This is a genomic window from Acidimicrobiales bacterium (assembly GCA_022452035.1).
Lineage (GTDB): Bacteria > Actinomycetota > Acidimicrobiia > Acidimicrobiales > MedAcidi-G1 > UBA9410.
The window spans coordinates 1-14,485 of sequence record JAKURV010000009.1 but is presented as its reverse complement, the minus strand read 5'-3'; the positions used below and the strand labels follow the sequence as shown (position 1 = coordinate 14,485).

Below are 14,485 nucleotides of genomic sequence, written 5' to 3'. Positions count from 1 at the left end.
CGTGGGCTCAGCAGCCCACGCCGACTTCATCCAGGAGTTGGCTTGCAGCGGATGGTCGTTCACTGTCTTGGAATACGACACCCGGGTCCAGGGTGACGGCGCAGCCGCCGACCTTTCCGAAGCCCTTCACATGTTGGCTACCCACCGACCCGACGTCATCGCCTTGGTCCGAGGTGGGGGATCGGCCACCAACCTGGCGGCCTTTGACGCCGAGGTCCTGGCCCGCACCATCGCCGCGTTGGACGTGCCGGTGGTGACCGGCATCGGCCATGAGGTGGACCGCTCGGTAGCCGACGAGGTGGCCCATACCGCCCTCAAGACCCCGACGGCCTGTGCAATGGCCATCGTCGAACAGGTCCGGGCCTTCGCCGACGCTGTGGCCGGCCTACAGGTCGCCATCGCCGAACGGGTGACCGGCGCCGTTGACCGGGCCGGCCTGTTGGTCGACGACCTGGCCCGCCGAACGGCGGTGGCGGCCACCGCCGTGTTGAACCGCCGAGCCGACCAGCTGGTCGATCTCGGGGGGCGCCTGCGGCGGGGGCCACCGGGAATCCTCGACCGCCAGGCGGAACGGCTGGGCGGCATGGCGGGTCGCCTCCGGGCCTTGGACCCGGCTCGGATCGTGGCTCGCGGCTGGTCGATTACCCGACGGGCCGACGGCAGCCTGGTCCGGTCGGTGGCCGACGTCTCGCCCGGCGACCCGCTGGTCACCCGGGTTACCGGAGGTACGGTCACCAGCACGGTCGACGCCACGTCGGCCGACGACCCTGGGGAGGCACGGTGACTGACGACCAGCCAACGGATATCGGCGGCTACGCCGCAGCTCTCGATGAGTTGCAAGAGATCCTGGCTGCCCTGGAGTCCGACACCACCGACGTCGACCAGCTGGCCGTCAGGGTTGAGCGTGCCGACGCCCTGATCCGCCACTGCCGGTCCCGGCTGGACGACGCCCGCCTCCGGGTCGACCAGGTGGTCGGCTCCCTCGACGAAGACTGACCGACGAGATCGGTCACCCCACCGCCATGTTCATCCGCAAGCTGACCGCCACCGACGCCTTCCTGGCCGTGGACCTGGCTGACGTGGCCGGCCACGGCGTGGCCCGGCTCGCTCCCAAGATCCTTCAGGGTGGCGCCCGGGACCTGGCCCGCTCGACCACGTACGCTCTGGCCATCCTGGAACGTCAGGAGACCGGTGTTTCCGCCGGAATCAACGCCACCCCCGAGGACCGGGTGGTGGCCCTCACCGCTTTCGCCGGGGAGGTCGCTAGCTGGGAGGCCAACTACCGGCTGACCGCTGCCAAGGGGGTAGAGGCCGGTGAGCTCGGTGCTGTGGAAGCCTCGGCCGACGCCGTCCTGGTAGCCACCGGGGCGGTGGCCGCCGCGATGGCCTCCTGCCCCACGGCCGAAACGGCAGTGGTCGACGGTTCAGGCGGGCCGGAGCTGACCAAAGCCCTGGCCGACCGGGGCCTTTCGGTGCTGGATGTTGAGGACCCGCTCACCGCCCCGGCCGACCTGCTGTTCGCCGGGGCCCGGGTAGGGGCCATCGACCACCGGACAGCCGACCGACTGGACGTCCGGGTGGTGGTCCCGACCGGACCGCTACCTCTGACCGCCAAAGCCATCGCCCACTGCCGGCACAACGACATCCTGGCCCTACCCGACTTCGTCACTACCTGCGGGCCGCTGGTCGGCGACGCCGATCGAACCCAGGCCCTGGTAAGCGAAGTAATCGCCGACGTGGTGGGCCACGGCGACGGACCCGTGCTCGGTGCCTGCGAGCGGGCCGAAGCGTTCCTGGCCAGCTGGCTGGACGAGCTTCCCTTCGGCCGCCCCATGGCTGCCTGAGGGCCACTACCTAACACGCCTGTTAGCACCTCACCGGCAGCCTGAACGACGGTCCTTAGCCGACGTCCAACCGGTTGCCGGCGAACCGTTCTGCCATGTTCCGGACCAGGGAGCGCTCTCCGGCCACCACCAGGTACTCCTGGTTCCTGAGGTGGGAGATCTCGCCGACCCGTTTGCCGGACGGCGAGTGGATGCCTATCTGGGCTCCGACGTACCGTTTCGAGTCGAAGGCCAGCAGGCAGACCTCGCCCCGGATCCGGCACAGGTCAACCAGGTCGTCCCGACCAATCCACGCTTCGTCGTTGTAGGAGACCACCACCACCTCGGCATCCACGGCGGCCACGACTTCGGCCAGAGCGGCTGGCATCTCCCGCTTCCGGTTGAACGGGCTCCTCGTGGAGCTGTCGCGTACGTCAACTCGCTTGCAGGCCACTCCGTAGTGCTCAGGGGCGTCCCACGCCACCAGGGTCTCCCACACGTGGTAGTTGGCTACGTACCGGTGCTGGTTGTATGGGGGGTCTAGGTAGGCGAGATCGAACGGGCCGAGCGCCCCGACCAGATCCACGGCGTCGCCCCTCAACGCGGTTCCCGCGCCGGCCAGCAGGACGGGAGGCCGCAAGTCCAGCGGGTTGAACGACCGGGGTGCCCACGACTTGAGGTAGGCCATCTGCTGGCCGGTGGTGGAATCCACCCGGTCGGCCGCTTCCAGCAGACTGGTTAGCAGAATCGGGAACAGGGGGGACCCGGCGAAGTCGGCATCCAGGGCGCTACGGATGGCGTCGATTCGTGCCCCGTTGAACGGCTGAAAGAAGCGGGACTGTTCGCAGAACACCTCGGTGACGTAGCCGGGTTCGCCTGGGAGGTGAGACAGGTGCTCCAACGCCCCAGCCACCTCCGCGGCGTCGACCAGGTCGGCGTCGGACTCCACGTAGCACCGGGCGAAGGCCTCCGAGTAGCGGGCCGAGTCCACGGCGGTGACCAGGCCGCCCCGGCTCTTGAACTCCTGGGCTACCCGGGTGGTCCCGGTGAACAGGTCGAGGGCCGTCTCGGCCCCTGAGGCGGTGAACATCTCACCGAGTACCGGCACCAACCGTCGCTTGGATCCCAGGTACTTGATCACGGGGTCAACCCGGTATGCCACGGCGGAAAGGCGATCAGCATCCCGACATCGTGCCTCATCGCCCTACGATGATCGGCGTCCCCTCGGGACGCCTCGGGGCTGTAGCTCAGTTGGCTAGAGCACCTGCTTTGCAAGCAGGGGGTCGTGGGTTCGATTCCCATCAGCTCCACCATGGACCATCCACCCCGTGGACCATCGGTCGACGACCTGGTCGATCGGTTTCGTGAGATCTGCCTCGCCCTCCCGGACGTGGAGGAGCGCCTCAACCACGGGATGCCGACGTTCGGCGTGGCCAAGCGCCCAGCCTTCTGCAACCTCCACGAGAGTCCAGTCGACGGGCGACCCAACCTCTGGTTCAAGGCGGCCCCCGGGGTACAGGCCGAGCTGGTGGAACAGGAGCCGGAGCGGTTCTTCGTCCCCCCCTACGTCGGCCCGCGGGGCTGGGTGGGTCTCCGCCTGGACGTGGACCTCGACTGGGACGAGGTGGCCGGCGTGGTGGAGGAGTGCTGGCGGCTCACCGCCCCTCGACGCCTCGTCGCCGAGCACGACGAGATAGCCACTGGACCTCAGGTATCTGAATAGTGTGCCGAGATAGCTGATAGCGAAATGACTTCGGCCCGGGAACGCTCGGACAAGGTCTATGACCAAGCGGTCGTGTGGGACGCCCACGCGGGTGTGTATCCGGACCCGCGTACCGACCTTGCCGGTCTGGAGAACTGGCGCCAAACGGGCGTCAGCTTCGTCTCGCTGAACGTCGCCTACGACATCCCGTCGTGGGAGCAGACGTTTCCTGTGCTCGCCGCCTACCGACGGTTCATCGGGTCACACCCCGACCGCTACCTCATCGCCGACACTGCCGAAGACGTGCGCCAAGCGAAGGCCGAGGGGCGGCTGGCGGTGGCTTTCGATCTCGAGGGCATGTGTGCTTTGAACGGAGATCTCGGAATGGTCGCCCTGTTTCACGAACTGGGAGTGCGTCAAGCACTGTTCGCCTACAACCTCAACAACGAGGCAGGCGGTGGCTGTCACGACGAGGACACCGGTCTTACCGAGTTCGGTCGAGCGGTCGTCCGCGAGATGAACCGCGTTGGGATGATCGTGGACTGTTCGCATTCCGCCTATCGGACCACCATGGAAGCCATGGAGATCTCCACCAGCCCCGTGGTTTTCTCACACTCAAATGCGAAAAGGGTGTGGGACCACGACCGCAATATCACCGACGACCAGGCCCTGGCGTGCGCAGCCACCGGTGGTGTGATCGGAGTCTGTGGCCTCGGCATCTTCCTCGGTGACAACGACAGCTCGACTGACCGTCTGGTCGAACACGCATGCCATTACCTCGACCTCGTTGGGCCGGAACATGTCGGCATCGGCCTTGACCACATTCACGAGTCGATTGATCTGGCCGGCGAGTTGAGCGCCAGGCCCGACTACTGGCCTCCAGGCCAGCAGTACGACACTCCAGGTATCACCGGTGCACATCCGGAGCAGATCCACGAAATCTGTGACCACTTGCTCGCCCGGGGGCTCTCCGATGCTGAGGTCGCCGGAATCCTCGGCGGCAACTTTCTGCGGGTCGCCGAACAGGTCTGGGGTTGAAGTCGTGAGTGCAATTTCTGTGATTGCCGAATGGGCATCGGGAGTCTCCAAAGACCATGAGGGCGGGGCCTACGACCGCGCTAGGGACGGGTGCATCGACACCGTCGCTTGCCTGGTGGCCGGCGCCCACGACCCCGCGAGCGTCGCAGCACGCGACGCCATTGTGGGATGGGGCACCGGGGCGGCCACCGTCGTTGGGGACTCAGAGCGCCGACCGGCCCCGTGGGCGGCATTGGCCAACGGCACAGCTGTCGACGCCCTTGACTTCGACGACTACGACGTTCCAGCCGCCAGCCACCCGAGTGCGGTCATACTCCCCGCCCTGCTCGCGCTCGGCGAGGAGCGTGGAGCCTCGGGTCGGTCTCTACTTGACGCCTACATCGTGGGGGTTGAGGTGCAGCTACGCCTGGGTGAGGCCCTCAACATGTCGCACTTCCATAAGGGTTTCCACTCAACGGCCACAATCGGAACACTGGCAGCTTCGGTTGCCTGCGCACGCCTCCTCGGCTTCGACGCCGCTACCACCGGTCACGCTCTTTCCATTGCTACGAGTTTGGCGGCTGGATCAAAATCCCAACTCGGCACGACGACCATCCACCTGCACACCGGGCTGGCGGCCCACAACGGTGTCTTGGCCGCCGCGTTAGCTGGCGTAGGCGCCACCGGGTCGGTCGACGCTCTTGACGGTGACTGGGGGACTCTCCGACTTCTAGCCGATGGGGACGCTCCCGGCTTCGACATTCCCCTCTCAAAGCTTGGGGACCCACTCGCCATTGTCGAGTTCGGACTCTGCGTCAAGCCATATCCGTGCTGCAGCTACACGACCTCTGCAATCGACGGCGTGTTGTCACTGCGGGCTGAGCACGGCCTTACTCCCAATGAGGTGGCCGAGGTTATTGCCCGCATCCCTGCAAGGAACATCGAGTTGTTGAAGTTCCCGAAGCCGGAAGACGAACTCGAGGCGCGCTTCAGCATGGAGTTCTGCCTAGCGGTGGCCTTGCACCGCGGAGCCGTCCTCGTGGCCGACTTCACGCCTACGGCCATCGCCGAGGAAGAGGTTCGGGCGCTGTTGCCAAGAATCCGGATGGAGGCGCTGTCCGAAACTGCAGAACATGAGAACGTGACGATCCTGCTCCGTGACGGTCGCACGCTGGAACGCACAGTTGAACATCCTCGGGGGTCAGCGGCGCTTCCGTTCAGCGAAGACGAACTGCTCGCCAAGTTCGATTCGTGCATGGACGGGGTACTCGGAGCCGATGATGCCACAGCCCTCAAGCAGGCCCTTGTCGACATCGAATCCCTCGACGACATCCGAGACCTCACCCAGTACTTGAGTCTCGCCAACTGATCCCGATTCTCGACACTTCTCGTGCCTAGGCAACGACCCTGCAGTGGTGACTGGTCACCCCTGAGTTCGACAGCCCTCCACCAGAGAGACCCGGATTGGGGCACCGAGAGCTATGCAGGAAGAATTCAACACGCTCTCCAATAGCGTTTCGAGGTGAGCCTCAACCGCAACTTCACGATCCGTGGCTACACGGTTGGCCAGATACCAAATCTGCCTCTGATTGTCGTGATCGTTGCCGCCGTGGTGGGACGGATGACTGAGCAGGGATCGGTCACTAATCGGCTCATGGACTCCATTTTCTTGGTGAGCCTTAGCATCTGGAGTTATCTAGAGACCTTCGATGGCGCCAACGCATTTCGAAGAGCCCTGGGAATAGCCGGATTTGTAGTCGTGGTGCTTTCAAGTTTGTAGGTGACCGTGGCATGTTCAACAAACAGTCATCGAGGACATGCAATGTCACAGGTGGGACGTTTCCACGCCATGCCGCAACCAGGGCCGGGTTGTTGACTATCCGTAGATCACAGGCAAACACCATGGCCAAAGGGGGTCGATCGGCTACAGGCAATCCGTCGGCCCCGCGGGCAGAAGCGAGGCTTCAGCCCCCCGATGACACGCTGGACGGCCGGTAGAAGGTCAGCATCTGGGCGATGCCGCCCCCCACGCCAATCACCAGGGCAATCCAGAAGCCGGTCATGCCATCCATGTCGCCGGCGATACCCAGGGCGTCGTCCACCGACCAGGATCCGGGGCCCAGGGTGGCCACCGCCAGGGATACGGAGGCCAGCACGAACACGTACTCCCAACCTTCCTTGATGATGAAAAAGCCGTTGGTCCGATGCGATGTCCAGCCGGCCACTGTCATCACGCCAATCACCCCCGCCGCGGCCAGTGAAGTCAGCAGCCCCACAGCCAGCAGCAGGCCGGCACCCACCTCGGTGGAAGCGGCCAAATAGGCGTTGAGCCGCCCCGGACGCATGCCGATGCTGTCAAACCACCGCCCGGTACCCGGGATCTTCCCGCCCCCAGTGAACTTGTTCCATCCGTGGCCGGCCAGGGTCAGGCCGACGACGACTCGGAGAACCAGGAGGGCCAGGTCGGTGGCGGTGGTCGGCTCCATGGGGTGTCCTCCGGAAGGGCGGTCGACCGAGCGAGCCGGTCGGGGCGGACCGGACCCTACCGGCCGGATCAGAACCGGTGGGCGTCACGCGCCCACGGGCGTCCACCAGGGGGTGGCCCGTAGGCTGGACAGGTGCTGGTCCTCAAGATCCTCGTGGCCATCGCGGTGGCCATAGTTCTGCTTCGTATGGGCCTCGCCGTTCTTCGGACGCTGGCCACGCCGCTTCCTGAACCGCCACCCGTCGGCGAGCTTCGGAAGGTCAAGCTGCAGTACCGGTGCAGTCTCTGCGGGACTGAGGTCCGAATGACAGTCGCCACTGACGAGAGCCCGGATCCACCTCGCCACTGCATGGACGACATGGAGCTGATGGCTACCGAGGAGTAGATCCGGACGCGTCGTCCACAAGCTGTGGACAAGTTTGTGGACGAATTACACCGCTGTGATTCACCAGCGGCTGCCCGGAGGCAACCGGCTAGTGGTACTGGGTGGCGGTGATGATCCCGCCCAGGATGGAACCCAGGCCCAGAAGCAGGATCCCGTTGCTTGTCCCACCCGGCATCCATCCCACGTAGTTGAAGAAGATGATGAGGATGCCCAGGCCCAGTAGGCCGAACATCAGCGCTGCCACCCAGGTAGGAGATGGCTCGTGGCCCGCCGACAGCGAGTTGCTGGGGGGAGCACCAGCCCGGGTCCCCTTGGGGGTGACCCGACCGCCCTGAACCCTGCGCTTAGCCGGAATGGGCCGCGCTGGTGCATCCTGCGGTTCAGTGTCCTCGCTGCTCGACATGACCCGGAGGATAGGGCAACGGGTGGCTAACCCGGGTAGTCCAAGGCGATTCTCCGACGGCTCGACGGGCAGCGTTGGCTAGCGTGGCCGGGTGGGCGCCCGGGTTCTGGTCATCGACAACTACGACTCGTTCGTCTACAACCTCGTCCAGTATCTCGGCGAGCTAGGTGCCGACCCGCAGGTCCACCGCCACGATGCAGTCACCGTCGACGAGGTCGAGGCCCTGGAGCCCGACGCAGTGCTCATCAGCCCGGGACCCGGTCGTCCCGAGGACGCCGGCGTGTCCACGGCAGTCATCCGCTGGGCCGCCGGCCGAGTCCCCGTGCTGGGCGTCTGCCTCGGTCACCAGGCCATCGGTGCGGCATGGGGCGGCGAGGTGGTCCGGGCTCCGGAAGTCATGCACGGCAAGACATCCCGAATCCACCACGAGGGCACCGGCGTGTTCGCTGGACTCCCCGCCCCCCTTGAGGCCACCCGCTACCACTCCCTGATCGTGGACCGTGAGTCGGTCCCCGACGAGCTAGAGATCACAGCGACTAGCGAGGACGGCCTCGTCATGGGGCTCCGCCATCGGGATCTTGACGTCGAGGGTGTGCAGTTCCACCCCGAGTCGATCTTGACGGCTAGCGGACACGACCTGCTGGCCAACTTCCTGACCCGGGTCTCCTGACCAGACCCGGTCCGGATCAGCCGGACGGATCCTCGGCGTCGGCCCCCTCCGGATCCTCGGCTTGCCCGACCACGATGGTCACCGTGGTACCCAGATCGATTTCTAAATCGGCGACTGGGCTTTGGCTGATGACCCGCCCGTCGTTTGGGCTGAAGGCGGGTAGGGGCTCGTAGCGCACGTTCACCGCGAGGTCGATCGACTCGAGAGCCAGGACGGCTGTCGACTCCCGCATGCCCTCGACCGGCGGCACCGGGACCAGCGGAAGGCCGGACGACACCACGATCAGGAGGGTGCTCCCGGGTGCCAGCTCGCTATGGGCAGGCGGCTCGGTACGGACTACCTGTCCAATGGGCACCGTCCGGCTCCGCTCCTCCATGGTGCTGGCCTGCCACCCCAGTTTGGAGACGATGTTCATGGCATCCAGGACCGGCCGGTTGGAGAGGTCAGGTACCTCCTCGACGGCTGGTCCGGTCGATACGAACAGGATCACCCGAGCACCCACGGCCACCTCGATCCCCGGGTCAGGTGACTGGTCGATGACCTCGCCATCGGGCACCACCGGATGCTCTTGGCCGACCGTCTCCACCTTGAGGCCCATGGCCTGAAGGTCGCGGGTGGCATCGGCGGCCTGGTCACCAAGAACGTCCAGTAGGACCATGGGTCCCGTCCCCTGGCTGACCCACAACCGGACTGTCTCGGCCGGTTCAATTTTGGTTCCGGCCCGTGGCTCCTGGCCGAATACCGTGTTCTCCGGGTAGTCCGAGTTGGCCTCGTAGTCCATCTGCACACTCAACCGGGCGTCTCGCAGGGTCGCCCGCGCCTGGTCCACCGGACGGCCAATGAGCGTCGGTACCTCCACCAGGGCCACCCCCGTCGGAGCCGGATCGTCGCCACCGTCGACTCCCAACGTGTCGAAGAACTCCAGCACCAGGTAGCCGAAGGCCACTAGTAGGCCGACCAGCACGACGGTGAATAGGGCCGTGCGGCGCAGGCCGTCGTCGCGCCGGTGCCTAGTTCCCTTGCCAAAATCCACGCCCGGTGCTGGCAGGGGTACAGCCGGGCTGGTTGGAGAGGGAATCCCTTGGGTGGCCCGAAGGTCGTGGGCCCCCTCACGGTAGCGACGGAGGTCGCCCCGAAGGTCCTCGGCGGTGGGATACCGATTGACAGGGTTCTTGGCCAGCAGCTTGAGGGTGATGGCCTCCAGGGACTCAGCCACCGCCGCCCCGGCAGCCCGCAGCGACTGGGGGCTGTCCTGGACGTGCCGATAGGCGATGGCCACCGGGGTCTCCCCGGTGAACGGTGGACGCCCCAAGAGCATCTCGTAGAGCACGACACCCAACGAGTAAAGGTCACTCCGCGGGTCAACTGGCCGGCCCTGAGCCTGCTCGGGCGAGAAGTAAGTGGCTGTACCCATGACGGAACCGGCCTGGGTGAGGTCGTTGCGAGCTCCGACAAGGGCCGTGGCGATGCCGAAGTCAGCCACCTTGACCTCGCCGTTCGGCGCTACCAGCACGTTCCCCGGCTTGACGTCACGGTGAACCAGGCCGTTGCGGTGGGCGAAGGCCAGGGCGGCCGCGATATCGGCCGCGATGTCGGCCGCCCGATCCGGATGGATACCACCTTCGGTGCGGAGCATCTCGGCCAAACTCCTGCCCTCCACGTACTCCATCACGATGAAGTAGGTGCCCTGCTCCTCACCCCAGTCGTACACGCTGACGATGTTGGGGTGGTTGAGGTTGGCTGCCGCCTGGGCCTCCCGACGGAAGCGCTCCACGAAGCTGGGATCGCCAGAGAACTCATCGAACAGGACCTTGACCGCCACCGGACGATCCAGCAGCAGGTCGCGCGCCAGGTACACGTCGGCCATGCCGCCGCGGGCAATCTGCCGGTGGAGCTCGTACCGCTGGTTGAAGACAGTGGGACCCAATGTGGACACGGCGACCAATTCTACCGTTCGTCCGATTCCCGCGGCCGCTGGTCAAGCTCCATTCACGGCCCCCCGGAAGCCTTCGATCAGACGTCGGGCCTCGTCTAGGGATCCAACGACGATCGTCTCGCCGACAGCGATACGCGTCGGCTCGTCCAGAGAAGCGACCCGCAGGTCCCCACCCTCCACCAGCGTCGGCTCGAACCACAAAAGGCCCGACGGGCGCCCCCGAAACACCGCTACGTCGCCGTCGTCCGATCCGATGAACCAGCCCTGGTGGGCGTACATCCCGAGGACCAGCACGGCGGCGGCCAGGATGCAGGACGCCGAGGCCAGGGAGGCCCGGACGACGCCGGGCCCGTTCTCGGGAACCGGCGATGGACGAAGGGCCTGCTCCGAACGGGCCATCGGGATGGCCGGTCGATCCGTTCCTCGGGACTCCGGGCCGGCTACTACCTCAGCCACCAGCACTGTGACGTTGTCGTGGCCCCCGTTGTCCACCGCCTCGTCGACCAGGCGGTCGGCGACCTCCTGGACCGAACCTTCGGACAACACCTCGGCCAGCCTCTCGTCACCCAACTCATTGAAGAGGCCGTCGCTGCACAGCAGGTACCGGTCACCGTGGACCGGTACCAAGTCCCAGCTGTCGATCAGCGGATCAGCCTCGATGCCCAGGGCCCGGGTCAGGATATTGCGCTGCGGATGGCGGGCCGCTTCCTCGGCGGTGATCTCCCCGGCCCGCACTAGGTCGGCTACCAGGCTGTGGTCGTCGCTGACCTGGTCGAGGCAACCGGCCGCGAACCGGTAGACGCGGCTGTCACCGATGTTGGCCACGGCCAGGGCGTCGTCCCCGGTAAGCGAATCGACCACGGCTAGGGCGCACAGCGTGGTTCCCATCCCCGAAAGGTCCGGCTCGACGGCCGCCCGTTCCAGGATCGACCGGTTGGCAGCACGTACGGCGGCTACTAGGCCCGCCCGGTCGGAACGCTCCAGGCCGACCATCAGGACGCCGACTGCCTCGGCGGCGGCCACCTCGCCCCCCCGGTGGCCCCCCATGCCGTCGGCCACCACAAACAGGTCGTCGACCATGCCCACAGCGTCCTGGTTGGACGTCCGGATCCGGCCTGTGTGGGTGGCCGTTCCGGCCTCCAGGCGCACGGACCGGGGTCGACGGGACCGCCGGATGGCCATCACAGGGCCCCTGGTACTGGCCGGGGGCCGCTCGGCCCGACGAGAAGGGGAAAGACGGCACCCACGGTGCCGACGATGCTACCGGTCGACCTCCGGGCGGTCCCGGCGCCCACCGGGTGCCGTGCCTCATTACCTCGGATCCCGTTAGCCTTCCCGACGCTGCTCGCGCGAGTGGCGGAATTGGCAGACGCGCAGGATTCAGGTTCCTGTGTCCGCAAGGACGTGAGGGTTCAAGTCCCTCCTCGCGCACCACCCAGCGGGCCGGACCCGGCGGCAGCAGTCAACCTCAGAAGGTTGGACCCGGCGGGACCTCCACGTCAGACCGTGGCTCACACCCGGCCAACTCGACTACCAGCTCCATCTCGTCGACCGTCGACGGGCGCACGGTAAGCCCGGTGGTCGCCGTAGAGCACCACTGTTCGAACCGTTCGGCGATACGACGGCGGGACCCGACCAGGGCACCGTCGTCCAGGTAGTCGTCGGGAACCGCAGCAGCCGCCTCCTCGCGATGGCCCGCAACAAACAGCTCGACGATCCGGTCGGCCGCCTCGCCGAACCCCCGTCGCACCATGGCGTCGCGGTGGAAATTATGGGAGGCCGTCCCGTAGCCGCCGACCCGCATGGCTACCCCCGGTCGGACGGCGTCCAGGGCTGCTCCCACGTCGTCAGTCAGGTGCAACATCGCCCCGGTCTGTACCTCCAAATCGTCCATGGACCGACCACCCCGCCGTAGGCCTTCCGCCAGGTCCTCCTCGTAGAGATGGGCGCTACCCGGCGTGTAGCCGAGGGGCAGCCAGCCGTCGGCCACCTCGGCCGTCAGCCGCACGTTGGCCGGACCGCCGGTAGCCAAGAAAATCGGGATGTCCGGATTCATGTGCAGGATCGAGGTTAGGGGTCGACCGGCCCCCACCGAACCGGGCCCTGTGTAGGGCAGGGACAGCTCCGGGCCGTCGTGGGCTACCGGGCCCTCCCGGCGGAACGCCTGTCGGACGATGGCCACGTAGTCCCGGAGCCGCTGGTTCGGACTACCCCACGGCTGGCCGTACCACCCCTCGGCCACTCGGGGCCCCGAGAGACCCAAGCCGCATACCACCCGACCAGGGGCCAGAGCCTCCAACGTGCCGAACTGCATGGCCGTGGTGGTTGGTGGTCGCGCCGGGACTTGAGCCGCAGCGCTGCCCAACCGGAGGTAGCGGGTGTGGGCAGCTAAGAAGGCGAGAGGGGTGATGGCATCGGCTCCATAGATCTCCGCCGTCCACACCGAGTCGAAGCCCAGGCGCTCGGCCAGCAGGATCCGGCGTAGAGGCAGTTCGATACGTTGTTCAGACCAGACATCGATCCCCAAGCCAAGCCGCACCGGTCGCCCTCCCGTCGGCCTATGCGTGGACGTCGACCACAACCCGGCCGCGCACTCGCCCGGCCAAGATCTCGGCAGCCACCGCCGGCACGTCATCTAGGCCGACTGTCCGGGTCATAGAAGCCAGCAGATCCCGATCCAGGTCCTCGTCCAGGCGACGCCAGGCCTCGAGTCGCCGAGGTCGCGGTACGTGTACCGAGTGCACGCCACGGAGGGTGACCCCTCGAAGGATGAACGGGAAGACCGTGGTGGTCAGGTCGGTGCCCTGGGCGTTGCCACAGGCCGCCACGCAGCCCTCTGGTCGGATCTGGGACAGGACGTTGGCCAGCGTGTGACTCCCCACGGCGTCCACGGCCCCCGCCCACCGGGCTCGGGCCAGCGGGCGCCCACCGGTTTCTGAAAGCTCAGTCCGGTCCACGATCTCCGATGCTCCGAGGCCGACCAGGTAGTCGGCCTCCTCGGGACGGCCCGTCGAGGCGTGTACCTCGTAGCCACGGGCGGCCAGCACGGCCACGGCCACGCTGCCCACGCCTCCGGCGGCTCCGGTGACCAGCACCGGACCGGCCTCCGGTGTGACGTCGTGATCCTCGAGGGCCAGGACGCAGAGCATGGCCGTGTAGCCGGCCGTCCCGATGGCCATGGCTTCTGCCGATCCGATGCCGTCCGGGAGGAGGACCGTCCACCCGCCGCGGACCCGGGCCCGCTGGGCGAACCCACCCCAGGTTTCCTCACCAATCCCCCAGCCGTTCACGACCACCCGCTGCCCGACCGACACTTCCGGATCGTCGGAAGCCGACACCGTGCCAGCCAAGTCGATGCCGGGAACCATGGGGAAGTTCCGCAACACGGGAGCTGTGTCGGTAACGGCTAGGCCGTCCTTGTAGTTGACCGTGGAGTACTCGACGTCGACCAGGACGTCGCCCTCTGGGAGGTCGTCGTCAGTCAGATCAACGACGGCCCATTGAAAACCGTCCTCGGTCCGGTCGACTCGCAAGGCTCGAAACATGGGAATCCTCCACTCGTGGTTGGGGCCGGTTGTAGTCAGCCGCCGAACATGGCCAGCCACTGCTCCTCGGAGCGGGGCATGAACACGAAGTTGTCCCGGCGGGTGTCGCCCATTGGCGCCGACGGCTGGGGCGAGTACAGGTGGCCGGGATACAGCACGGCGTCGTCGGGGACCTTGGCCAAGCGGTGATGGAGGCTGTGGTAAAGGGCGGCCGGATCCCCACCGGGGAGGTCGGTCCGACCACAGCCCTCCAGAAACAACGTGTCGCCGGCCACTAGGCGCCCGTCGACCAGAAAGCACTGACTGCCCGGCGTGTGGCCCGGGGTATGGATGAGCTCGATGTCGATCGCTCCGACCGACACAACGTCGCCGCTGTCGTGTCCGACAATCTCGTCGTCGCCTAAGCCCGTCACCTCGGCGATGAATCCGGCCTCGTCCCGCTGGGCGTGGACCGGCACCGATACCAGCTCCAACAGCTCCTTTGCCCCGCTGATCTGGAAGCCCATCATGGAGCCGCCC

Annotated in this window: 17 protein-coding genes and 2 tRNA genes; 11 read left to right on the top strand and 8 right to left on the bottom strand. The window is 66.6% G+C overall.

Annotated elements, in window-relative coordinates; translation table 11 throughout:
• The 3 genes from xseA to MK181_04610 form a co-directional block, all read left to right on the top strand.
• The coding region (gene xseA / locus MK181_04620) for an exodeoxyribonuclease VII large subunit (GenBank protein ID MCH2419082.1) at positions 1-784 on the top strand (784 nt) is incomplete at its 5' end.
• Positions 781-996 (top strand): exodeoxyribonuclease VII small subunit, encoded by a 216-nt coding sequence (gene xseB, locus MK181_04615; protein MCH2419081.1) that lies wholly within the window; start codon positions 781-783, stop codon positions 994-996. The genes xseA and xseB, both read left to right, overlap by 4 nt.
• A 26-nt stretch (positions 997-1,022) precedes the next feature.
• Complete coding sequence (locus MK181_04610; protein MCH2419080.1) at positions 1,023-1,844, top strand: hypothetical protein; 822 nt, start codon at positions 1,023-1,025, stop codon at positions 1,842-1,844.
• Between the two features lie 55 nt (positions 1,845-1,899).
• On the opposite strand, the gene MK181_04605 is transcribed toward MK181_04610, so the two are convergent.
• A complete protein-coding gene (locus MK181_04605; protein MCH2419079.1) occupies positions 1,900-2,985 on the bottom strand; it encodes a DNA adenine methylase in 1,086 nt (361 codons plus the stop codon).
• A gap of 74 nt (positions 2,986-3,059) precedes the next feature.
• On the opposite strand from MK181_04605, the gene MK181_04600 reads away from it, so the two are divergent.
• The 5 genes from MK181_04600 (at position 3,060) to MK181_04580 (ending at position 6,322) form a co-directional block, all read left to right on the top strand.
• A tRNA-Ala gene (locus MK181_04600) sits at positions 3,060-3,136 on the top strand.
• Positions 3,109-3,546 (top strand): MmcQ/YjbR family DNA-binding protein, encoded by a 438-nt coding sequence (locus MK181_04595; protein MCH2419078.1) that lies wholly within the window; start codon positions 3,109-3,111, stop codon positions 3,544-3,546. The genes MK181_04600 and MK181_04595 overlap by 28 nt, the downstream gene beginning before the upstream one ends.
• A gap of 24 nt (positions 3,547-3,570) precedes the next feature.
• Positions 3,571-4,563, top strand: coding sequence for a dipeptidase (locus MK181_04590; protein ID MCH2419077.1), 993 nt, complete (start codon positions 3,571-3,573; stop codon positions 4,561-4,563).
• A gap of 4 nt (positions 4,564-4,567) precedes the next feature.
• Positions 4,568-5,911: an MmgE/PrpD family protein gene (locus tag MK181_04585; protein MCH2419076.1), complete on the top strand. Its 1,344-nt coding sequence runs from the start codon at positions 4,568-4,570 to the stop codon at positions 5,909-5,911.
• Positions 5,912-6,064: 153 nt separating this feature from the next.
• Positions 6,065-6,322: a hypothetical protein gene (locus MK181_04580; GenBank protein ID MCH2419075.1), complete on the top strand. Its 258-nt coding sequence runs from the start codon at positions 6,065-6,067 to the stop codon at positions 6,320-6,322.
• A 184-nt stretch (positions 6,323-6,506) separates the two neighbouring features.
• Here the strand turns inward: MK181_04580 and MK181_04575 are convergent, their stop codons facing one another.
• Positions 6,507-7,028 carry a DoxX family protein gene (locus MK181_04575; GenBank protein ID MCH2419074.1) on the bottom strand — a complete coding sequence of 174 codons (522 nt, stop codon included), beginning with the start codon at positions 7,026-7,028 and terminating at the stop codon, positions 6,507-6,509.
• A gap of 132 nt (positions 7,029-7,160) precedes the next feature.
• On the opposite strand from MK181_04575, the gene MK181_04570 reads away from it, so the two are divergent.
• On the top strand, positions 7,161-7,412 hold the full coding sequence (locus tag MK181_04570) for a hypothetical protein (protein MCH2419073.1): 252 nt from the start codon (positions 7,161-7,163) through the stop codon (positions 7,410-7,412).
• Between the two features lie 88 nt (positions 7,413-7,500).
• Here MK181_04570 and MK181_04565 read toward each other — a convergent pair whose 3' ends face one another.
• On the bottom strand, positions 7,501-7,815 hold the full coding sequence (locus MK181_04565; protein ID MCH2419072.1) for a cell division protein CrgA: 315 nt from the start codon (positions 7,813-7,815) through the stop codon (positions 7,501-7,503).
• A 91-nt stretch (positions 7,816-7,906) separates the two neighbouring features.
• Between MK181_04565 and MK181_04560 the strand changes: the two genes are divergently transcribed.
• A complete protein-coding gene (locus tag MK181_04560; protein ID MCH2419071.1) occupies positions 7,907-8,485 on the top strand; it encodes an aminodeoxychorismate/anthranilate synthase component II in 579 nt (192 codons plus the stop codon).
• Positions 8,486-8,501: 16 nt separating this feature from the next.
• Here the strand turns inward: MK181_04560 and pknB are convergent, their stop codons facing one another.
• Both pknB and MK181_04550 read right to left on the bottom strand, forming a co-directional pair.
• Positions 8,502-10,421, bottom strand: coding sequence for a Stk1 family PASTA domain-containing Ser/Thr kinase (gene pknB / locus MK181_04555; protein MCH2419070.1), 1,920 nt, complete (start codon positions 10,419-10,421; stop codon positions 8,502-8,504).
• Between the two features lie 42 nt (positions 10,422-10,463).
• Entirely contained in the window at positions 10,464-11,603 is a 1,140-nt protein-coding gene (locus tag MK181_04550) for a protein phosphatase 2C domain-containing protein (GenBank protein ID MCH2419069.1), read from the bottom strand.
• A 165-nt stretch (positions 11,604-11,768) separates the two neighbouring features.
• Between MK181_04550 and MK181_04545 the strand changes: the two genes are divergently transcribed.
• Positions 11,769-11,855 (top strand) — tRNA-Leu (locus MK181_04545).
• Positions 11,856-11,889: 34 nt separating this feature from the next.
• On the opposite strand, the gene MK181_04540 is transcribed toward MK181_04545, so the two are convergent.
• The 3 genes from MK181_04540 to MK181_04530 form a co-directional block, all read right to left on the bottom strand.
• A complete protein-coding gene (locus MK181_04540) occupies positions 11,890-12,960 on the bottom strand; it encodes an LLM class flavin-dependent oxidoreductase (GenBank protein ID MCH2419068.1) in 1,071 nt (356 codons plus the stop codon).
• Between the two features lie 19 nt (positions 12,961-12,979).
• A complete protein-coding gene (locus tag MK181_04535; protein ID MCH2419067.1) occupies positions 12,980-13,966 on the bottom strand; it encodes an oxidoreductase in 987 nt (328 codons plus the stop codon).
• A 35-nt stretch (positions 13,967-14,001) separates the two neighbouring features.
• On the bottom strand, positions 14,002-14,485 hold a 484-nt coding region (locus MK181_04530), incomplete at its 5' end, for an MBL fold metallo-hydrolase (protein MCH2419066.1).